A 21,314-nucleotide genomic window follows, 5' to 3' on the forward strand; every position below is an offset into this window, starting at 1 on the left:
CGCCGCCGTGCATCTCGACGTCCAGCCATCGTCGATGAAGCGTGATCCCATCCTGATCGGCCTCTGGATCACGCTTGTCATCGTCGCCCTCGTCTGGGTCGCGCCGTTTGTGTTCATCGTCTTCACCTCGCTGAAGACGCCGGCGGCGGTGACGAGCACCGGCGCCTTCATGCCGCCGACCGAGCTCGCCTATGACAATTACAGCGCTGCCTGGAGCCGCGGCAATTTCGCCAACTCCTTCTTCAACAGCGTCATCATCACGGTCATCAAGGTGCCGCTCGGCCTGTTTCTGTCGGCGATGGCCGCCTATGCGCTTGCCAAGATCAAGCTGAAGATCAGCAAGGCGCTGCTGCTCATCGTCGTCTTCGGCACGATGATCCCCTTCCAGGTGATGCTGGCGCCGCTCTTCACCCTGGTCAATTCCTTCGGTCTGATCGACACCTATCCCGGCGTCATCCTTCCTTATATCGCCTTCGGCGTTCCCTATCAGGTCTTCATCCTGCATGGCTTCTTCAAGGGCATTCCCAAGGAGTTGTCGGAAGCCGCGCTGATCGACGGCGCAACCCACTTCACTATCTTCCGGCGGATCTTCCTGCCGGTCTGCCTGCCCGTGCTTGCCGCGCTGCTCATCCTCGATTTCGTTTCTACCTGGAACGAATTCGCCATGGCGCTGGTGCTGCTGCAGGACCAGCACATGTGGACGCTGCCGCTCGGTCTGATGTCGTTCCAGGGGCAGTTCTCCAGCAATTACGGCCAGCTTAACGCCGCGATCGTCATGACCGTCCTGCCGGCGACGATTGTCTATCTCATGTTCCAGCGCTACTTCGTCTCCGGCCTCACCTCCGGCGCCGTCAAGGGCTGATCGCGAAATCTTTCTACGAGGAGAGACAGAATGTCCGATGCAACAGTCGAAAAATGGGGTGTGTTCGAGGCCGCCTTCGAGGGGCCAGCGGCCGGAAATCCCTATCTCGACGTGGCATTCGATGCCGTGTTCACCCAGAAGAGCCGCGACGTGCGCGTGCCGGGCTTCTATGACGGCAACGGCACCTACCGCATCCGTTTCATGCCCGACAGCGAGGGTGAGTGGTCGTTCAAGACGCGCTCCAAGACCGCGGCGCTTGACGGCAGGACCGGCGTTTTGACCGCGGTGGCACCTTCGGCCGGCAATCACGGCCCGGTGCGCGTGCGCAACAAATTCCACTTCGCGTATGCCGACGGCACGCCGTTCCTCTCCTTCGGAACGACCTGCTACGCCTGGACGCATCAGCCGCTCGACATGCAGAAGCAGACGTTGGAGACGCTGAAGACCGCGCGTTTCAACAAGATGCGTATGGGCGTATTCCCGAAGGACTATCCCTATAATGTCAACGAGCCGCTGCATGCCTGCTTCGAAAGCGGCGCGGAAGGCAGGCAGGATTTCGACCGGCCCAACCCCGCGGCCTTCCAGCATTTCGAAAAACAGGTCTCGGCTCTCTGCGAGCTCGGCATCGAAGCCGATATCATCATCTTCCATCCCTATGACCGCTGGGGTTATGCCGACATGTCGGCGGCGCAGGATTTCCGCTATGTCGAATATCTGGCCGCCCGTCTTTCTGCCTACCGGAACGTCTGGTGGTCGCTCGCCAACGAATATGACTTCCTCATCGACACCAAGCCCATGGCGCAGTGGGATCGCTACTTCCACATTCTGGAGGAAAACGATCCCTACCAGCACCTGCGCTCCATTCATAATGGCGACGTGACCGCGAATTTCGATCATCGCAAGCCGTGGGTCACCCACACCTGCATTCAGAACCCCGACGTCAAGCGGACCCAGGAATGGCGCGATGCCTATGGCAAGCCTGTCGTCAATGACGAGCCGGAATATGAGGGCGACATCCTGCAGTCCTGGGGCAATCTTCATGCGGGAGAACTCGTGCATCGCTTCTGGATCACCATGGCGCGCGGCGGCTATGCCGGCCATGGCGAGACCTATTCCCATCCCGAAGATCTGATCTGGTGGGCCAAGGGCGGCGAACTGCGGGGCGAGGCCTGGAAGCGCATCGGCTTCCTTCGCGATCTCCTGGAAGCCGACGTCAAACATGGACTTGAGCCGCTCGGCATCATCGGCGAATGGCCTTGGTCGCGCGTGTCGGGCGCGCGTGACGGCGACGGCGATTTCCGGCTGATCTATTTCGGCGAGCATCAGCCGGTCGTCTGGTCCACCGGCCTGCCGGTAGATGGCGACGATTACGATGTCGATATCATCGACACCTGGGAGATGACGATCACGCCGGCCGAGAAGGTGGCGGCACCCGTTCCGCATCCGACCCGTCATGGCTCGGTCGTGCGCGGCGGCAAGCCGGACGCCTCCTTCGGCGTCAAAATCCCGCGCAAGCCGTTCCAGGCGCTGCGCGTGCGCAGGAAGCGATAGAGGATAGGTCCTACATGTCTGGCTTGAGCATCAGAAACGTCAAGAAATCCTTCGGCCCGGTCGATATCATCCACGGTGTCGACGTCGAGATCGCCGATGGCGAATTCACCATTCTCGTGGGCCCATCCGGTTGCGGCAAGTCGACCTTGCTGCGGATGATCGCCGGGCTCGAGGATATCACCGGCGGCCAGATCAGCATCGACGGCCGGGTGGTGAACAATCTGCAGCCGAAGGATCGCGATATCGCGATGGTCTTCCAGAACTACGCGCTGTACCCGCAGATGACCGTCTCCCAGAATATGGGCTTCGCGCTGGAACTTGCCGGCGCCAAGCGGCCGGAGATCGAGAAGAAGGTCGGCGAGGCCGCCGCCATTCTCGGCCTGCAGCCGCTTCTCCACCGCAAGCCGGCCCAGCTTTCCGGCGGGCAGCGCCAGCGCGTCGCCATGGGCCGCGCCATCGTTCGCGATCCCAAAGTCTTCCTCTTCGATGAGCCGCTTTCCAATCTCGATGCGAAACTGCGGGTGAAGATGCGCGCCGAGATCAAGGCGCTGCACCAGCGGCTGAAGACCACCATCGTCTACGTCACTCATGACCAGATCGAAGCCATGACCATGGCCGACAAGATCGTCGTGCTGCATGGCGGCCGCGTCGAGCAGATCGGCAGTCCGCTCGAACTCTACGACAGGCCGCGCAACATCTTCGTCGCCGGTTTCCTCGGCTCCCCCGCAATGAACTTTCTCGAAGGGACGATCGATGAGGCGGGAAAGCCGGCATTGGCGCTCTCCAGCGGGTCGCGCGTGGCGCTCTCGCGGGCGCCGGCCAATTCCGCCAACCGGCCGCTGACGCTCGGCATCCGCCCCGAAGACATCGCCTTCGGCGGCGAGAACGGGGTCGATGCCGTGGTCAAGGTGGTCGAACCGACGGGATCGGAAACCCATGTCGCCGTGGAAGTCGATGGCCGCGAGCTGACATGGGTGGTGCGCGAACGTGTCGAACTCGCCCCGGAACAGCCGGTGAAGCTTTCCTTCGAGACCTCCAAGGTTCATTTCTTCGACCGGCAGACGCAGCAGCGTTTGAACGCCTGAAGACAGTTTACGCGCAATCGGGGCTGCGAAAATCGCTGTCGGATGGGCTGGATGATGCGTCATTTCGGCAGACAAATGGTGACTTTTCATCTCAAAATCTCGCCGATAGGTTGTCGGGATAACGAGGTAGCCAAGACATGCACATCCGAAAAGCCGTCTCCTCCGACGCCGAGGAACTGAGCGCTCTCCTGAACGAGATTATCCGGGCCGGCGGAACGACAGCGCTCGAGACCCCGCTTTCGGCTGCCGAATTCGCCGACTGGTTCATCGATGGCGAGTTTCCGCTTGCCTGCCATGTAGCCGAGCACAATCAGTCGCTGGTCGGTTTTCAATCGCTGAGCTTATACGGCGATCCACCGAAAGGCGTCGCCGACATTGCAACCTTTGCCCGTCGGCAGCGCGCTTTTTCCCGCGACCCTTGCGGCAGCGGAAGCGTTCGGACTCGAATTCATCAATGCGACCATCCGCGCCGACAATATCAGCGGCCTTGGCTATTACGCCAAGATGGGCTTTGAGACCTATGACAGGGTGGCCCAGGTTCCCCTTCAGGACGGGATGCCCGTCGACAGGATCACGAAGCGGTACAGCGTAAACGCCATGGGTGGCACGACGCCGCGCGCCTGATTGGTTGGCGACGCGGCCTGCTTAAGGCCTGAAAGTCTCTGGCCATTGCCATGTGCATCATCCCTTTACCGTGATTAGTGGTCTGATCCTCGCAATTTTTTTTATCATGTCCGCTTCGACCATCGGCGCCACAACGCTGTCGATTGGTTTGTATGCCGCCGGCGCTTCTTCCTTGAGGCGAGCCTGGATCTCGGCCACAACGTCCTGCCGGCCCCGCAAAGTCGGGCTTCGGGGGTCAACGGGACCGACTACACGCAGTCCCCCGTCGATATTCGTTTTCGAGCGCGCTTCCTGCCTCGACAGCTTGCGTCCCGCTCCATGAGCGGCCGACTCCAGAAAGCTGCTCGAGCCGCATCCAGCAAGTAGCCATGCGCCGTCGCCCATTGAGCCGGGAAGGATGACCGGTTCGCCGAGCCATTCATATGGACTGAGGCCATGACACCGACGCCCCTAGCTGGGCACGCACCCTTTCTATGGCGTACGATATTTCCGTTTTGCCAAACAGTGTTGTGTGGGGCGTCATAGACGAGACGATGGTCGACTTCTCGTCCCAAAGCGCGCGCTACGGCCTCCACCGCCGCCAGTTCGATAAAGAAGCGGTTGGCGAAGGCGGCATTCACCGCATTCGCATGGCCATCCAAGTATCGTCTGTAGAGGTGCGGCTGCATCTCCATAGAGAGCACCCGCCAATCCTCGCCAGATCTTGAAGCAATCCTCGCTCTCTCTTTTGTTGCCGTGCCCACTCGCTGTCCAAAGTCGAGAGAGCCGGAGTGGACGACAAGGACGACTGAGCCGGACTTCAGTCCGGCGGCTCGGGCAAATGCGCCATCCGCAACGTGATCGACATAACCGAGTTCCACGAAGTGGTTCCCACCACCGATCGTGCCGAGGATAGCATCGCGGCGGTGGTCGTCATCGATCTGCGCATAGTCTGCGAAGTCAGGATCGATGTCTTCACATGAGAAAACCCCGTTGTCCGAATGTCGCTCGAGATCGACCCATGCCCGCGAAAGGTCAAGTTTGGACAGCAGGCCAGTACTCGCCCGTTGTAGGTTATCAAGGAGCCCAGGTAGACCCTCGCGCAGAATTGCGTGCCGGTCCGATCCCGTTAGGGCGATATCACGCCCACCTTGAAAGAAGAGATGACGAAGATGATGGTCGAGAAGTGGTGTCGATAATTGATCGGCCGTAACGTCTTCGAGGACCACCATGCGCATCCCGCATCCGATGTCCGAGCCGATCATGTGCGGGAGAACCGCACCTTCAAGGTCCGCAACGACACCGACGGGGACGGGTTTGCCGGGATGAAAGTCGGGGGTCGTGACGACGGCACGAAGCGATGCCCTCTTTTGAGTCAACGCCTCCGGCGATGGCAGAGCCCTTGCAAGGTCCGCAAGTGAATGTAAAAAACTCGGCTCCGGTTCGTCGTGTGCAACGACCGACCTGATGACATGCCCAGCAATGTTGCTGGTGCGGCAGATGGATGATGGCGCGTTCATGTTGTTCTCCGTGAGTTGCCTGGGTTCAGCAGCCGCGGCAATACGGAGTGTCCGGGCATATGGCATGGCCCGATGAAAAACTCAATCCTTTTCAACGTTGGCACCAGGGGGACGTGGCGGGTGACAGACATACCAGGCCATCCAACGCGCCCGGCTCAGCTGCGATCAATGGAGTTTTGTAAAGCGGCTAGAGTAAGCCTCTGACGTAAAAGCGTAGTTTTCCACAAAGGAAGAAAACCGACAATTAACTTCCGTCATGGCTGCCCGGGGTCTTGAGAAGGCTGTCGGCCGTCGATCGTGAGATCTTAAGACGCAGACGTAAAACGGAACAGATCTCAAACACAAGCCGGAGATGAGCCATGCCCATTGCGATGTTCACGGCCGACGAACTTGCGGTGGTCCGTCGGGCCTACGCCCATCAGGTGGCGGCAGCCGCCGGAACGACGAACCCGCGGATCGAGGCCGCCTTTGCTGTAGTGCCGCGCGAAAAATTCCTCGGTGCGCCGCCATGGCAGGTCGCCAATCTGGGTGGCGGATATCGCCCGCTGCTTTCCTCCGATTTGGTTCTGGCCTATCAGGATGCGTTGTTCGCCTTGCAACCTGACAAGGGGACAACAATGGCAGCCCTTCGCTGCATGCGCGGCTGCTGGACGAACTGGACGTCCAGATCGGCGATCGCATCGCCCATATCGGAGCCGGCACCGGTTATTATAGCGCTATTCTGGCGGAGTTGGTGGGTGCTGCGGGTCATGTCCATGCCGTCGAGATGGATCGAGATCTGGCTGGTCACGCTCAAACAGCGCTCGCCGATCGGCCCAATGTCAGCGTCATCGCTGCCGACGGAAATCAATGGCCGCGGCAAGAGATGGATGCGGTCTACGTCAATTTCGCCGTCGGACGTCCGGCGGCGCCCTGGATCGAAAGGCTGCGGCCCGGTGGACGCCTGGTGTTGCCGCTTGGCGTGCCGCGCCAGGGGCGGCCGTCGAGTGGCGGCCGTCATGCATCGCATGGCGCAGCACTTCGAATCGAGCGCGGCGCCAGTGGACTTGCGGCGCGCTGGATCAGTACAGCCTATTTCGTCTGTGCCGATGGTGGATTGACGATCGACGACAGCGAGATCGAGGCGCTGACGGTTGCCTTCAAGCGGGGGGCATCGAGTTCATCAAAAGCCTGCTCTGGAAGACCGAGCCGCGGATCGGACGCTGCTGGTATATCGGCGATCAATGGGCGCTCTGCTACGACGATCCCTGAAAGATTCCGGCAGTGGGCAAATGTGCGGACATCCTCGTCGGCGACGACGGCGGTTTGGCGAGATAACGAAAGCCCGGCGCGGGAGAGGGCGCCGGGCTTCGATAGTGACTGACAGCCCGGGAGGAGGGATGCTGTCCGTCGAACCGAAGCGGCTCGGAGGGGTGAGCGCTCGGTCCAACACGAGGTAGTGCTGCAAAGCGGCAAATTCAAGCTTGACGGTTGGGCGGCATGGCGAGTGACGTCGGACGAAGGTCGGAAATGATTGCGGCGTCCGATGGGTGCTCGCGGGGTCTGCATTGCGTTGTCCGCGGACAACTTGCGCTGTCGCTCTGGAGTTGGCCTCTGTTGTCCGCGGACAACGGCAATTAATTCCGGGTTCTCGCGGCCACCTTTGCATGTCGGATCCTCGCTTGCTTCTAGCGCTGTGCGGCATCTTCTATCATTCTGGAGCGCGCCGGCCGAAGGCCGGAGTCTCGAATGGTATACTCCAGCGCTGCCCTTTGCATTTTCATCTGAGCGTCGGTGCGCCCGCCTCGTCCTTAGAGGCCTGCGGGGCGCCTTAGGATAAGGCTTCTCTGGCGTGGCGGTGCGGTATCATTTAAGGGGGCGTCATCCTGAGTTCGCCGGGTCGGGTGGCGGCGCGGCATCCTCTGAGGGTCCATATCCTGAGGTGCGTAGGCCGAAGGTCGGAGCCTCGAAGGGCGTGCTCCAGCGCTGCTCCTTTCTTTGCTCCATTTGCAGCGCGCCCGCCTTGTCCTTCGAGGTCCCTTCGGGGCGCATCGGGATGAGGCTCCCTTGGGTATCGGCGCTTGCCGCCCGGAAGATCATCGGTGCACCAACGAAGGCAACCGAGGCGGAAGCCATTCGATGCACCCCTTCGACGGGCCTGATCCTGAAGCGCGGAAGCCGAAGGCTGGAGCCTCGAAGGGCACGCCGCAACGCTGCTCCTTGCAATTCACCAGGAGCCGGCGCCCCCGCATCGCCCTTGGAGGCCCCTTCGGGACGCCTCGGGATGAGGTCCCCGGGGATATCGGCACTTGCTACTCGGAGGGTCATCGGCGGCCAACGACGCCAACCGAGGCGAAAGCCGCGTGGCGCCCCCCCACGGTCCTCGTCCTTGAGATGCGGAAGGCGAAGGCCTTATCGTCGAAGGACACGCTCCCGCGTTACTTCCAGCATTCATCTGAGCGCCGCGGACAACGGATGTTGCGGGCAGCCGTTCAGGTATGCGATTTCGGGTTTCGAGTCGCGCCAACTATCCCGTTGGCCTCAAGATGAGCCTATGCCTTGATGGTGGGGTATTTGACGGTTACCATATGAGTCTGGAGGCCTATCCAAACCTGCTGCCGGGTTGAAGGGCGTGTGAGACCTCTCGACGACCGTGTTCCCCAAGGTCGAAGTGTAATCGGCAGACTTCGACCAGAGCACTGGATCGTCCTATGTTAAACCCATCCATCAGGTTCTCGCCTTCGAACGTCGTCGCCTTAAAGCACGCTCTGCGTGGCCAATATCCTTACATCAAATCGTCGCACTGCGATGAGGCAATCGCCGCGTCATTCGGCTTCAACTCCTATGCTGCCATGCGCCCTGCGTTGCATCAGCTTAGCGCTTACGCCCGGCTGATAGTCGTTACCGACCATTTGCTGCTTCTGCTCCGGCTGGAGAAACTTGGTTATCGAAACATCGCTCCGGAATCGTTGCGTCGCCTCATCTGGACCATAAACTTCCCCGATGAGCGATATGACAACGATGTCGGCGAGATTGTCCGGGCGCGCAGGAGGCCCGCGGCCGCCAATGCCGAATAGCTCATGGCTGCGTGTCTAAAGCTCGATCGGATCGGCCTAAGCGCCGGCGCCGTTCTTTGTGGGGATCAGGAGAAGCCCTCGCGTGGACTGGGCAGGGCGCACCTGTCTCGTCCTTCGAGGCCCTGCGGGGAACTTCAGGGTGAGGCTTCTGGGGGGGGCGGTGGGCGCGGCATCCTCCAACGGACCTCACCCTGGAGGCACGGAAGCCGAAGGCTGGAGCCTCGAAGGGCGCGTTCCAGCGTTGCTCCTTGTATTCGTTCGGCGTCGGCGCGCTTCCGCCTCGTGCTTCCAGGCTCCTGCGGGGCGCCTTCGGATGTGGCTTCTCGGGGGGGCGGCATTTTCGACCCTAGGGGCGATGTTTGCCGTGAGCAACGCGAGCGGCTGTTGCCGGTTATGTTCGGCGGCGCTATTGATGAGGGGAGGCATCGTTTATCGCGTTTGATATCCAACGTTCGAGCTGATGGCGGTGGACGGAATTCGGGTCCAAGCCGCGCTTTCCAAGATGCGTGGCGGCGAATTTCCCGTTCCAGGGGCCCCTAAATCGCGGCGACGGCGGCCGGGTGCAGATATAGTCTAAACCGCAGTGATGAAACTAAACTCCTGTTTCATTTCCGTATCGAATAACTTATTGAGTAAAATCAGTATATTATGATAATGGGTTTCTGCCCTAAACGGCCCTTGTTGCCGCGGCCTCCCCTCCCCTGCGCTTCGAATCTCCACAAGAAAGCAACGGCTTGCATCCTTTTGCGGCACGCGGCGTTATCCACGCAGCAAATCAGAGGATTAGGGTAATGGCAGATGCGCTCCCGCTCAAGAGGTTGTCCATCGCCGCTGCGATGATGGCAGCGGCGATCGGGGCGTTTGTGTTGTTGCAGGCAAAGCAGGGTGGTGCGCCGGCTCCGTCGGCGGAGCCCGGCCGCGCGGTGGACGATCATGGCCGCAGCGCCGCCACGCCCGAGGCTATTCCGCTCAGCGGTCTTCGCGATGTGTTCTGGCGGGTTTACCGTGAAGTCCTGAACGACCGGGTGACACTCATTGCCGCGGGTGTGACCTTCTATCTGCTGCTGGCGCTGTTTCCCGCCATGGCGGCTCTGGTGTCTCTTTACGGGCTGGTCGCCGATCCGGTCACCATATCGGAGCATCTACGCGAACTGGCCGGTCTGTTGCCGCCGGGGGCCTTCGACCTTCTGGCCGATCAGATCAAGGAGCTCGTCAGCAAGCGCGACAGTGCGCTCGGCATCACCTTTTTCGTCGGTCTCGGCATTGCGCTGTGGAGCACGCATAGCGGCACGCTGGCGATCTTCGATGCGATGAATGTGGCCTATGAGGAGAATGAAAAGCGCGGTCTTATCCGTCTGAACCTCGTCGGCCTCTGCTTCACCTTGAGCGCAATGCTTCTGACGGTGGTCATGGTGGTGCTTGTCGGCGTCATGCCGGTCGTGCTTTCCTATCTCTGGCTCGATCAGTTCAAGGAGCACATGGCGCTTCTCCTGCGGTGGCCGCTGCTTCTGCTTGTTGTGGCGGTGGCGGTGACCTCGGTCTACCGCTTCGGCCCCAGCCGGGAGCCTGCCAAGCTTCGGTGGATGACGTGGGGGGCGGCTCTGACGACGGTTGCCTGGGCGGCGATGTCGCTCGGCTTCTCCTTCTATCTCGATCATTTCGCCAATTATAACGCGACCTACGGCACGCTCGGTGCGCTGATCGGCTTCCTCATCTGGATCTGGCTTTCCGTCGTCATTCTCGTCATCGGCGCAGAACTCAACGCCGAACTGGAGCATCAGACCGCGAGAGACACGACGACGGGCCCGCCGCTGCCGATGGGCGCGCGCGGCGCCTATGTTGCAGACACTTTGGGCGAGGCCATCAACTGATCGTTGAGGAGCATCATCGATGACTGCGCCTCAGACGCGGTTTTGATGTAATTTGTTCTTGGGCAATCCCGACAGAGGAGACGATCATGACGGCCCCGCATCCTTCCAAAACCCATATCGGCAATCATGCACTGCATCCCGAAACGCAGATGCTGAACTACGGCTACGATCCCGAACTCTCGGAAGGGGCGGTCAAGCCGCCGGTATTCCTCACCTCCACCTTCGTCTTCAATTCGGCCGAGGATGGCCGCGACTTCTTCGATTACGTCTCGGGCCGCCGCGAGCCGCCGGCGGGCAAAGGCGCCGGTCTCGTCTATTCGCGCTTCAACCATCCCAATAGCGAGATCGTCGAGGACAGGCTTGCCGTCTACGAGCGGACGGAAAGCGGCGCGCTGTTTTCCTCCGGCATGTCGGCGATCGCCACGACCTTGTTCGCCTTCGTCCGGCCGGGCGATGCAATCCTGCATTCGCAGCCGCTTTATGGCGGCACGGAAACCCTGCTGGCAAAGACCTTCCTCAATTTCGGCGTCGCCGCGGTCGGCTTTGCCGATGGCGTCAGCGAGGGATCGGTGCAGAAGGCGGCTGAGGAGGCGATGGCCAAGGGCCGCGTTTCCGTCATCCTGATCGAAACGCCGGCCAATCCGACCAACAGCCTGGTCGATGTCGCGATGATCCGGCGCGTCGCCGACGCGATCGGCGCAAAGCAGGGGCATGTGCCGATCATCGTCTGCGACAACACCCTGCTCGGCCCGGTTTTCCAGCGGCCGATCGAACACGGCGCCGATATCTCGCTCTATTCGCTGACCAAATATGTCGGCGGCCATTCCGACCTGATCGCCGGCGCCGTTCTCGGCCGCAAGGCAGTCATCAAGCAGGTCAAGGCGTTGCGCGGCGCGATCGGCACCCAGCTCGATCCGCATTCCTGCTGGATGCTCGGCCGCTCGCTGGAAACGCTGCAGCTGCGCATGGAGCGGGCAAACAGCAATGCGCGCGCCGTCGCCGATTTTCTGCGCGATCACCCGAAGGTCGAGAAGGTTCACTACCTGCCTTACCACAATCCGGATTCACCGGCTGGCCGGACCTTCGCCGCGCAATGCACCGGCGCCGGTTCCACCTTTTCCTTCGACATTCGCGGCGGCCAGCCGGCCTCCTTCAAATTCCTGAACGCGCTGCAGGTGTTCAAGCTTGCGGTCAGTCTCGGGGGAACGGAATCGCTGGCGAGCCACCCGGCGACCATGACGCATTCCGGCGTGCCGGCCGATGTCCGCCAGCGCATCGGCGTGCTGGAATCGACCATCCGCCTGTCGATCGGCATCGAACATCCGGACGATCTGATCGCCGACCTGGAGATGGCGCTGCAATCTGCTTGACCGAGAGCAAGGAACGATGCCCGGCGGGGCCGGGCATCGAGGGCAGCTTACTTGTCGTCGGTCGTCAGTTCCGTCTCGTCCGAGTTCACCACGAAGACCGCAAGCAGTTTCGCGGGCGCGGTCTTGCTGCCGTTGGCGCTGACGCTGTGGTGATCGCCGGGGAATTCGGGAAAGCTTTCGCCGGCCTTGTAAATCTTCACCGGGCCGTCATTGACCTGGCTTTTTATCGAGCCCTCCAGAACGGTGGCATAGATGAAGGCGGATTTCGGGTGGGTGTGGCCTGGCGATGTGCCGCCGGGCCTATATTCGACGAGCACGGCCTTGATGCTCTTGCCGGGAACGTTGGGAAGCGCGTGGTCGTAGACGAGGGTTACCTTCGCCTTGTCGCCTGCGGCATGCGCGGCGGTGCCGGTGACAATGGCAACGGCGAATGCCCCTGCCGAGATCATTTTTCCTAACATGTCTGGTCTCCTTGCGTTGATGGAAACGGTTGCGGCAAGGGCCGCGAAGAGCGGCCCCGGCCGTCAGGCGCTCTTCTTCTGCTGTGGCTGCCGGCTGAGCCAATCGTCGAAGCGAATGCGGCCGAGCCGCGCCTTGGCGCCGGTTACCAGCGAATTATCCTCGAGCTCGACGCCGAAGTAACGGGCGTGAGGATCGGTAATCACCTGGCGCGGATCGTTCGTCGCTTTCAGCAGGCGCGTCACGATATCGGTGAGGCGAATTTTCTCCGGTCCGCCGATCTCGATCGTGCCGTTGACGGGCGCGCCCAGCGCCACCTCGGCCATGACGTCGGCGACATCGTCCGATGCGATCGGCTGCACATAGGCCGGCGACAGATGAACCATCTGGCCTGATGTGCCCGACTGGGCGATACCGGCCATGAATTCGTGGAATTGTGTGGAATGGACGATGGTGTAGGGGATGCCGGAAGCCTTGATCAGCTGTTCCTGGGCCATCTTGGCGCGCATATAGCCGCTGCCCTGCAGCCGCTCCATGCCGACGATGGACAGGGCGATATGATGCTTCACGCCGGCGGCGGCTGCTGCCTTCAGCAGATTGCGGCCCGATGTCTGGAAGAATTCCAGGACGGCCTTGTCCTCGAAGGAGGGCGAGTTGGCAAGATCGAGCACCACCTCGGCGCCGGCCAGCGCTTCCGCGAGCCCCTTGCCGGTGATCGTGTCGACGCCCGAATTCGGCGATGCCGCCAGCACCTCGTGCCCCTTGCTGCGCAATCTTTCCACGGTCTTCGAGCCGATAAGCCCGGTGCCGCCGATAATGACGATCTTCATGGGTAGTCTCCTTGTCCTAGCGAGGATTTCCTCTGTTGACCTGAGATGGCTGCCGAAATCGCCGCCTCGGCGAGGCAGGCGACTTCATCGGTATGGGGACGCCACGCGAAATTTCCGGCGCGGCCGGCCGCAGCCGATGGACGGGAGAATGCGCCGGATCGTCAGGCCGAACCATTCTCCCTCGGTCGCTGTCGTCCTATGCCAAGGCAGTAGGGCGGCTCGCCCTAGGATCGGGCCGTTCGGCCGGGATGGAAGGAGACCTGCGTCGTCAGGTGTTGCAAGGGACGGAGGTGGGGCGGCTGGATGGTTCCGGCGGAGTTTGGCGAGAAGCCAACCCCACTCTCCGTCATCCCAGGCCTTGCGCCGAGGACCCATGCCACGGCTGCCGGTGGATGCGGTGTGGATGCTCGGCTCAAGGCCGAGCAGGACGGAGGGTGGGGCTAACGTCGCCCATCCCTCTCTCCGTCTTTTACTGCCAGCCGATGCAGGCGGTCCTTCTCAGGAAAGCGCGACAGACTCGAACAGTGCCGTCAGTCCGATGCCGCCGCCGATGCCGATCATGGCGAGGCCGGTGGCGCCGGGAACGCCGGCGCGGACCAACTGACTGTACAGTCTCGTAACCAGGATCGCGCCGGATGCGCCGAAGGGGTGGCCCAAAGCAATGGCGCCGCCCTCCCTGTTGACCGTGTCGGCAGGGATGTCGAGCTGATCCAGCGATGCCAGAACCTGGGCGGCGAAGGCCTCGTTGAATTCGATGGCATCGATGCTGGCGAGCGAGAGCCCGGGCTGACGCCGCAGCAGCTTTTTGGTCGAGGCGACGGGGCCGATGCCGAGCAGATTGGGATCGACGCCGGCCGCAGCACTGTCGATGAGGGCGAGGCCCTTGCCGATGCCGAGGCTTTTGGCCATTCCACGGCTCATGACCAGCACCAGGCAGGCGCCGTCATTCAGCGGGCAGGCATTGCCTGCTGTCACCGAACCGTCGCGGAGAAAGACCGGCCGGAGATTTGCGAGCGCCTCAAGCGATGTGGAGGGGCGCAGGCATTCGTCGCGTTCCACCAGTCCGTGGGTGGTGGAGATGTCGACGATCTCCGGCTGAAAGAGGCCTGCCTCGGCGGCCGCGACAGCGAGCCAGTGGCTGCGGAGCGCGAATTCGTCCTGCCTCTGGCGTGCGATTGCGAATTGGCGGGCGACGTTTTCAGCGGCAATGCCCATCTCGGGGTCGCCGACCGTTTCGGGGGAAAAGCGGGCGCGGCCATAAAAGCGCGGCAGCGCCCCATTGGCTTTCGGCCGTTCGACGCGCCACGGCGCGGTGCTGACGCTCTCAACGCCGCCGGCGAGAAAACAGGCGCCGGCTTTCGCCTGGATCAGGCGGGCGGCCATGATGATCGCTTCCAGGCCCGAGCCGCATTGCCGGTCGACGGCGACACCGGGAACGGACAACGGCAGGCCGGCGGTGAGGGCGGCCAGCCGGCCGATATTGCCGCCGCCGCCGGCGGCATTGCCGACCAGCATGTCGTCTATATCGTCCGGCGCGATGCCGGTTTCGGCAACGATCCGGCGGATGATCGCCGCAAGCAGGTCTTCGGCGGCGACCGTCGCAAGCGAACCGAAGGCCCGGCCGATCGGCGTGCGGTAGGCGGCAACCACGACCGGCTGCCAATCCTCGTCAGGCTGATAGGCGTAGGACAAGGCCGTCTCCCGAAATGACCGCTGCTTCCACCTGGCCCCTGGAAATCTTCCCGCTGCTCGTCATCGGCCAGGAGGCGATATGGTAGAATTGCCTGGGGATCTTGAACCTGGCAAGCTTGCTGGCGCAATCCTCGGCCAGCATTTTCGCATCGATCGCCTCGCCGGAGACGACGGCGACGATCCGTTGGCCGTAATAGTCATCCGGCAGGCCGAAGACGACGGCTTCTTCGACGCCGGGGCAGGTTTTCAGCGCGCTCTCGACTTCGGCGGGATAGACGTTGTTGCCGCCTGAAATCATCATGCCGCCTGCCCGGCCGATCACCCGCAGCATGCCATTGGCGTCGATTTCACCGAGATCGCCGACGGTGGCGCCAACCGGTGTGACCCGGAACGCCTGACCGTCGTCGCCCCAGAGATAGCCGTCGGCGATCAGGTCGCTCCTGACGAAGATGGTGCCCGGCACATCGGTGCCGACGTCGTTTTCATCAGGGTCGCGAATGGAAATCTCGACGCCGGGATAGGCCTGGCCCACGCGGTCGATCGGAAAATCGACCGCGCCGCCGACAAGGGTGGAGACGGTCATGAAACCAATCTCGGATGCGCCGTAATATTCGCGGATGCGCGCCTTCGGGAAAAGGCGACGCATGGCTTCGACGCCGTTCACGTCCAGTTTCGCGCCGGCAGTCAGAACGTCGCGCAGGGAGGTCAGAGGCTGTTCGCCAGCCCAGGCTCTCGCAATGCCCGCTATATGGGTGGGCACGGCGACCAGCCGTTCGATCGCTTCGGCAGAGAGAATGCGCGCAACGGCAGCGGCATCCCATTTCCTCACTGAATGGAAGGTGCCGCCGGCATCCAAGGCTTCGACCATGGCGTAAAGCGCGAGGCCATGCGCCAAGGCGCCGGGGCACATTGTGGACGGCGCGCCTTCGAGTTCGAAAACCATGCGGCCACGATCGAGGCTCCGGCGCCACTGCTCGCGCGAGCGATAATAGGCTTTCGGCTCGGCGGTGGTGCCCGAAGTAAAGCCGATCAGGAAAATCCCCTCGGCCTCTCCAGGCAGCTCGCCTTCCGTCGCGGCGAGATCGAAGGGCTCGGCTCCGGCGGTGATGACTGAGATACCGAGCCTGCGGCCGATCTCGGCGCTTGGGCCGCTATCGTCGTCGACGACAAGCACGTCAGGCGCCAGCCGCTCGATGATGCGCTCGATTCTCTCAGGCGGCATCATCGGGTCGATCACCGCGCAGGTATGCGGCGAGGCGGTGGCGGCGATGAAATATTCGGCGAAGCCGATGTGGTTGCCGAGGCTGAGGGCCGCAAGTCTCTCCACGCCGGGCAGATCGAGCGTGCGACGGGGCGAGCGCGGCACTTCCTGGAGAAAGCGGTAAATCGCGTTGGCGCGTAAATGGAGTTCGCCGTAGCTCAGGGAGCGGCCGTCGATCGCCAGGGCCGGCTGATCCGGCCTTTCCGTTGCATGTCGAAGAAGCTCTGCATGGATCGGCATGGACACCCGCTGGTTTGAAGATCGGCCGTCAGCCCAAAGCTGCCCTGGTGGCGTCGGGGATCGGCGTCGGGCGGCTGTCGGAGAGGCCGACGCAGACCCAGACGAATCCGGCCGAGGCGCAATGGGCGCCATCGCGCTGGCGAAAAAGTTCGATCGCGAAAGAGAGGCTCGTGCGCCCGATTTTCTCGACCGTCACCTTGGCTTCGACGACGTCGTCGACGTCGATGGGATTGTGAAAAGTGATCTCGGCCTTCTTCACGTGATAGGCAACGCCCGAGGAGGTGTGGCGGAAGTGGCTGAGAATTTCCCGGTGCCGCAGGAACTCGACGACCGCATCCTCGCAATAATCGAGGTAAACCGAGTTATGGACATGACCATAGATGTCGATGTCTCGCATCGAGACCCGGAAGGATGCTAAAGGCCTGTCGTCAACACTCATGCGATCACCGAAAATTGGTGGGCTGTTCTAACCGCTGTTGTCCGGGGGATGCAATGCAATATCAGGCGGTCGTGCGAAAATTCGGACCGGCTCAGGATGTCGTCGGGATCGAGCGGGCCGCATTGCCGGTGCTACGCCGCGATCAGGTCCGGGTGCGGCTCTTGGCGCGGTCGATCAATCCCTCCGATATCATCACCATTTCAGGCGCCTATGCCGGACGCACGACCCTGCCCTTCATCCCCGGCTTTGAAGCCTTCGGGGTGGTCGACGCCTGCGGTGAGGACGTTTACGGGCTTGCGCCCGGCACCCGCGTGCTGCCGGTGCGCAGCGCCGGGGGATGGCAGGAATTCAAGGATATCGATCCCAACTGGTGCCTTCGTGTTCCGGATGGGCTATCCGATTTCGAAGCGGCGACGAGCTACGTCAACCCGATGACGGCCTGGCTGATGCTGCACAAGAAGATCCGGCTGAAACCGGGCACGCGCATCGCCGTCAACGCCGCCGCCTCTTCGATCGGATCGATCCTGATCGGTCTGGCGAATGCCGTCGGCGTCGAGCCGGTGGCGATCGTCCGCAGCGAGGAATCGCGCGCGCGACTCAGCGGCAGGCTCGAGACCGTCATCGTCGACAGCGCGGACGGCGATCTGGCCGCCGGGCTTGCCGGTCGGCATGGGCTGGACGCCGTGCTCGACTGCGTCGGCGGCCCGCGCGCCTCAATCCTCGCTGCTGCGCTCAAACCTGGCGGACACTTCGTCCATTACGGCCTGCTCTCGGGCCAAAGCATCCCGAATTCCTTCTGGGCTGCCCATCCCGATATCATCTTTTCCTTTTTCCATCTCCGGGAATGGGTTCATTCCGAAGACATGGGCGAGGTCCAGCGCGCCTATTCCGAAGTGGCGGCGCAGATCGTTGCGAAGGTGATCGCGACCGAGGTGCGGGAAGTCTTTCCTCTTGAAAATATCGGCGATGCGCTGCAATGCGCGCTTCCCTTCCGGGCGGGCGGCAAGGTGCTGCTCGCCTGACGGGCGGGTGTCGGTCTCTTCGGCCTTTGGCCTGCGCGCTCAAGATCAGGAGCGATGGAGGATGGCGCTTTGCGCTATCTCACTGCCGAGGATGCGTTCATCGCCGGAAAGTTCCGCACGGTGGCGAGGGGACTTGGGCGCTGTTTCCATTTGAAGCTATTCAAAAAAACGCCCGGGCGCGGTCGAAACGGCGCCCGGGCGAATGCTTCCGATCAGACGAGGTCGAAGCGGTCGGCGTTCATGACCTTGTTCCAGGCGGCGACGAAGTCCTTGACGAACTTCTCCTTGGCGTCGGCCTGGCCGTAGACTTCGGCAAAGGCGCGAAGCTGCGAGTGCGAGCCGAAGATCAGGTCGACGCGGGTGCCGGTCCACTTGGCGGCACCCGTCTTGCGGTCACGGCCTTCATAGACGCCTTCTTGGCCGGCGGCAGGAACCCACTGGGTACCCATGTCGAGCAGGTTGACGAAGAAGTCGTTCGTCAGCGTTTCCGGACGCGAGGTGAAGACGCCATGTTCCGGCTGGCCGACCTTCAGGACGCGCAGGCCGCCGACGAGAACGGTCATTTCGGGGCCGGTCAGCGTCAGCAGCTGGGCGCGATCGACGAGCGCTTCCTCAGGTTTCATGAACTGCAGGCGCTTGCCGTTCACATAGTTACGGAAGCCATCGATCCGCGGCTCGAGCGCTGCGAAGGAATGCGCATCGGTCTGCGCCTCGGAGGCGTCCGTGCGGCCAGGCGTAAACGGCACGCTGACGGACTGACCGCCGGCCGTTGCCGCCTTTTCGACGCCGGCTGCACCGGCAAGGACGATCAGGTCGGCGAGCGAGATCTTCTTACCGCCGGTCTGAGCGGCGTTGAAGTCCGTCCGGATGCCTTCGAGAACACCAAGCACCTTGGCGAGCTGGGCCGGCTGGTTTGCTTCCCAGTCCTTCTGCGGGGCGAGGCGGATGCGCGCGCCGTTGGCGCCGCCGCGCTTGTCGGAGCCGCGGAAGGTCGAGGCGGAAGCCCAGGCGGTGGAGACCAGTTCCTGCACGCCAAGGCCGGTTGCCAGTACCTTTGCCTTCAACTCGGCGATGTCCTTGTCGTCGACGAGCGGATGATCGACGGCCGGGATTACGTCTTGCCAGATCAGATCTTCCGCCGGAACTTCCGGGCCGAGATAGCGCACCTTCGGTCCCATGTCGCGGTGGGTCAGCTTGAACCAGGCGCGGGCGAAAGCGTCGGCGAACTCAGCCGGATTTTCGAGGAACCGGCGCGAGATCTTCTCGTAGACCGGATCGAAACGCAGCGCCAGGTCGCTGGTCAGCATGGTCGGCAGATGCTTCTTGCCGGCCTCGTAAGCATCCGGAATCGAGGCTTCGGCGTTCTTGGCCTGCCACTGCTTCGCGCCGGCCGGGCTCGTCGTCAGCTCCCACTCGAAGGCGAAGAGGTTTTCGAAGAAGTAGTTGCTCCACTTGGTCGGCGTCTGCGACCAGGTGACTTCGAGGCCAGCGGTGATGGCATCCTTGCCGACGCCGGAGCCGAACGAGCTCTTCCAGCCCAGGCCCTGATCCTCGATCGCGCCGCCTTCCGGCTCGGCGCCGATCAGGGACGGGTCGCCGGCGCCGTGCGTCTTGCCGAAGGTGTGGCCGCCGGCGATCAGCGCCACGGTCTCTTCGTCGTTCATCGCCATGCGGGCAAAGGTTTCGCGGATGTCGCGCGCCGAAGCGATCGGATCGGGATTGCCGCCCGGGCCTTCCGGATTGACGTAGATGAGGCCCATCTGCACGGCCCCGAGCGGTTCTGCCAGCTGGCGTTCACCGCTGTAGCGCTCGTCGCCGAGCCAGGTGCCCTCGGGACCCCAGTAGAGCTCTTCCGGCTCCCAGACATCGGCGCGGCCGCCGGCGAAGCCGAAGGTCTTGAAGCCCATGGATTCCAGGGCGACATTGCCGGTGAGGATCAGCAGATCGGCCCAGGAGATGCGGTTGCCGTATTTCTGCTTGATCGGCCACAGCAGGCGGCGGGCCTTGTCGAGGTTGGCATTGTCAGGCCAGCTGTTGAGCGGCGCAAAACGCTGCTGGCCCTGGCCGGCGCCGCCGCGCCCGTCGGTGATACGGTAGGTGCCGGCGCTATGCCAGGCCATGCGGATGAAGAGGCCGCCGTAGTGACCGAAGTCGGCCGGCCACCAATCCTGCGAATCGGTCATCAGCGCGTGAAGATCCTGCTTCAGCGCCTGGAGATCGAGCTTTTTGAATTCCTCGGCATAGTCGAAGGCCTGGCCGAGCGGGTCGGCGCGGCCGGAGTTGTGGTGAAGCATCTGCACGTTCAGCTGGTTTGGCCACCAGTCGCGGTTCGACCGGCCGGCTGGAGCCTTGTGATGTGCAACAGGACATTTGCCTGTGCTGTCCGTGGGGTTGTCCATGATTGTCTCCTTCATTGCTTGATCTGTCTGCCATTCAAACGTTGCCGAGTGGGCGCCCCCGCTCTCCTTGCTGTCTTCATATCGGAAGCATATGATAATTTTAAGTTGGATTTACTGATTGCTGCGATAAGCTGAGCTTATGAAGAACCTGACCCTGAAACAGCTGCGTTATTTTGAAGCCCTGGCAAGGGATGGCCGCTTCCGGCGCGCTGCCGACGCCTGCGCCATCTCCCAGCCGGCACTCTCAATGCAGATCAAAGAACTTGAGCAGGAGTTGGGCAGCGAGCTTTTCGAGCGCAGCGCGCGTGAAGTAAAGCTGACGGCCTTCGGCCAGACCTTCGCTCTCAAGGTCCGCGAGATCCTGCGCGGCGTGGACGAACTGGGGGAGCTGGCGCGCGCCTCTCGCCACTCCATCCTGTCGCGGCTGCGCATCGGCATCATACCGACCATTGCGCCTTATCTGCTGCCGATTATCATAAACGATCTGAACGAAACTTTCGCCGGAATTCAGATCGAAGTGCGCGAGACGCAGACGGCAAAGCTTGTTCAGGAGCTTACCCAAGGCCAGCTGGATACGGCAATCGTTGCCTTGCCCGTGTCGGAACCGTCGCTGATCGAACTCGAACTCTTCAAGGAGGAATTCGTGCTGGTGCGGCGGCCCGAAGACGAGGGCAAGCCGGTGCCTGAACGCGAGGCGCTGCGCGAAATGCGGTTGCTGCTGCTCGAGGAGGGCCATTGCTTCCGCGATCAGGCCTTGTCGTTTTGCAAGATCGGTTCGGCCCGCCCGCGCGAAGTGATGGAAGGCAGCTCGCTCTCCACCCTGGTCCAAATGGTCAGCGCCGGCATCGGCATCACCTTGATCCCGGAGATGGCCGTTCCCGTGGAAACGCGCTCGGCGCAGGTTTCGATCTCCCGCTTCCAGTCTCCGCAGCCATCGCGAACGATCGGCATGGTCTGGCGCAATTCGACCCCGATGGCCAAACAGCTGCTGCAGGTCTCCGAGGCCGTTCGCCGATCAGCCGATATCATGCGCGAACGACAGCTCGCGCGGTGA

Annotated in this window: 16 protein-coding genes and 3 pseudogenes; 10 read left to right on the forward strand and 9 right to left on the reverse strand. The window is 62.3% G+C overall.

Annotated features, from left to right (window positions below; all coding sequences use genetic code 11):
- Positions 1 to 34: 34 nt before the first annotated feature.
- The 4 genes and pseudogenes from FHX03_RS14445 to FHX03_RS14460 all read left to right on the forward strand — a co-directional run bounded on the left by FHX03_RS14445 (position 35) and on the right by FHX03_RS14460 (position 4,122).
- Complete coding sequence (locus FHX03_RS14445; RefSeq protein WP_210295932.1) at positions 35 to 862, forward strand: carbohydrate ABC transporter permease; 828 nt, start codon at positions 35 to 37, stop codon at positions 860 to 862.
- A 30-nt stretch (positions 863 to 892) separates the two neighbouring features.
- Positions 893 to 2,413 (forward strand): DUF5060 domain-containing protein, encoded by a 1,521-nt coding sequence (locus tag FHX03_RS14450; protein WP_183854212.1) that lies wholly within the window; start codon positions 893 to 895, stop codon positions 2,411 to 2,413.
- A 14-nt stretch (positions 2,414 to 2,427) separates the two neighbouring features.
- A complete protein-coding gene (locus FHX03_RS14455) occupies positions 2,428 to 3,498 on the forward strand; it encodes an ABC transporter ATP-binding protein (protein ID WP_097624246.1) in 1,071 nt (356 codons plus the stop codon).
- 137 nt (positions 3,499 to 3,635) lie between these two features.
- A pseudogene (locus FHX03_RS14460) lies at positions 3,636 to 4,122 on the forward strand (N-acetyltransferase family protein).
- Between the two features lie 57 nt (positions 4,123 to 4,179).
- Here FHX03_RS14460 and FHX03_RS35090 read toward each other — a convergent pair.
- On the reverse strand, positions 4,180 to 4,506 hold the full coding sequence (locus tag FHX03_RS35090) for an RtcB family protein (RefSeq protein ID WP_409565142.1): 327 nt from the start codon (positions 4,504 to 4,506) through the stop codon (positions 4,180 to 4,182).
- A gap of 65 nt (positions 4,507 to 4,571) precedes the next feature.
- Positions 4,572 to 5,687 (reverse strand): annotated as a pseudogene (locus FHX03_RS14465) (RtcB family protein); the annotation flags it as partial.
- Positions 5,688 to 5,980: 293 nt separating this feature from the next.
- Between FHX03_RS14465 and FHX03_RS14470 the strand changes: the two are divergent.
- Positions 5,981 to 6,872, forward strand: a pseudogene (locus tag FHX03_RS14470) (protein-L-isoaspartate O-methyltransferase family protein).
- Between the two features lie 609 nt (positions 6,873 to 7,481).
- On the opposite strand, the gene FHX03_RS14475 reads toward FHX03_RS14470, so the two are convergent.
- The gene (locus FHX03_RS14475; RefSeq protein WP_183781606.1) at positions 7,482 to 7,736 is read right to left on the reverse strand and encodes a hypothetical protein; all 255 of its coding nucleotides are present in this window, start codon (positions 7,734 to 7,736) and stop codon (positions 7,482 to 7,484) included.
- Between the two features lie 575 nt (positions 7,737 to 8,311).
- Between FHX03_RS14475 and FHX03_RS14480 the strand changes: the two genes are divergently transcribed.
- The 3 genes from FHX03_RS14480 (at position 8,312) to FHX03_RS14490 (ending at position 11,918) form a co-directional block, all read left to right on the forward strand.
- Positions 8,312 to 8,677 (forward strand): hypothetical protein, encoded by a 366-nt coding sequence (locus FHX03_RS14480; RefSeq protein ID WP_097624249.1) that lies wholly within the window; start codon positions 8,312 to 8,314, stop codon positions 8,675 to 8,677.
- A 791-nt stretch (positions 8,678 to 9,468) separates the two neighbouring features.
- Positions 9,469 to 10,548 carry a YihY/virulence factor BrkB family protein gene (locus FHX03_RS14485; protein WP_097624250.1) on the forward strand — a complete coding sequence of 360 codons (1,080 nt, stop codon included), beginning with the start codon at positions 9,469 to 9,471 and terminating at the stop codon, positions 10,546 to 10,548.
- 86 nt (positions 10,549 to 10,634) lie between these two features.
- A complete protein-coding gene (locus FHX03_RS14490; protein ID WP_097624251.1) occupies positions 10,635 to 11,918 on the forward strand; it encodes a cystathionine gamma-synthase family protein in 1,284 nt (427 codons plus the stop codon).
- A gap of 47 nt (positions 11,919 to 11,965) precedes the next feature.
- Here FHX03_RS14490 and FHX03_RS14495 read toward each other — a convergent pair whose 3' ends face one another.
- The 5 genes from FHX03_RS14495 to FHX03_RS14515 all read right to left on the reverse strand — a co-directional run bounded on the left by FHX03_RS14495 (position 11,966) and on the right by FHX03_RS14515 (position 16,839).
- Positions 11,966 to 12,379 (reverse strand): cupin domain-containing protein, encoded by a 414-nt coding sequence (locus tag FHX03_RS14495; protein WP_097624252.1) that lies wholly within the window; start codon positions 12,377 to 12,379, stop codon positions 11,966 to 11,968.
- 63 nt (positions 12,380 to 12,442) lie between these two features.
- The gene (locus FHX03_RS14500; RefSeq protein WP_097624253.1) at positions 12,443 to 13,207 is read right to left on the reverse strand and encodes an SDR family oxidoreductase; all 765 of its coding nucleotides are present in this window, start codon (positions 13,205 to 13,207) and stop codon (positions 12,443 to 12,445) included.
- Between the two features lie 498 nt (positions 13,208 to 13,705).
- Positions 13,706 to 14,899: a thiolase family protein gene (locus FHX03_RS14505; protein WP_183854216.1), complete on the reverse strand. Its 1,194-nt coding sequence runs from the start codon at positions 14,897 to 14,899 to the stop codon at positions 13,706 to 13,708.
- A complete protein-coding gene (locus tag FHX03_RS14510) occupies positions 14,877 to 16,400 on the reverse strand; it encodes a class I adenylate-forming enzyme family protein (protein ID WP_097624255.1) in 1,524 nt (507 codons plus the stop codon). Before FHX03_RS14510 ends, FHX03_RS14505 begins: the two co-directional genes overlap by 23 nt.
- Positions 16,401 to 16,428: 28 nt before the next feature.
- Positions 16,429 to 16,839, reverse strand: coding sequence for an acyl-CoA thioesterase (locus FHX03_RS14515; protein ID WP_097624256.1), 411 nt, complete (start codon positions 16,837 to 16,839; stop codon positions 16,429 to 16,431).
- Positions 16,840 to 16,892: 53 nt separating this feature from the next.
- On the opposite strand from FHX03_RS14515, the gene FHX03_RS14520 reads away from it, so the two are divergent.
- A complete protein-coding gene (locus FHX03_RS14520; protein WP_183781597.1) occupies positions 16,893 to 17,861 on the forward strand; it encodes a zinc-dependent alcohol dehydrogenase family protein in 969 nt (322 codons plus the stop codon).
- Between the two features lie 212 nt (positions 17,862 to 18,073).
- Here the strand turns inward: FHX03_RS14520 and katG are convergent, their stop codons facing one another.
- Positions 18,074 to 20,260, reverse strand: a complete 2,187-nt coding sequence (gene katG, locus FHX03_RS14525) for a catalase/peroxidase HPI (RefSeq protein WP_131710588.1) — start codon at positions 20,258 to 20,260, stop codon at positions 18,074 to 18,076.
- A 139-nt stretch (positions 20,261 to 20,399) separates the two neighbouring features.
- On the opposite strand from katG, the gene FHX03_RS14530 reads away from it, so the two are divergent.
- Positions 20,400 to 21,314 (forward strand): hydrogen peroxide-inducible genes activator, encoded by a 915-nt coding sequence (locus FHX03_RS14530; protein ID WP_183781594.1) that lies wholly within the window; start codon positions 20,400 to 20,402, stop codon positions 21,312 to 21,314.

Source organism: Rhizobium sp. BK456 (assembly GCF_014194045.1).
Lineage (GTDB): Bacteria > Pseudomonadota > Alphaproteobacteria > Rhizobiales > Rhizobiaceae > Rhizobium > Rhizobium redzepovicii.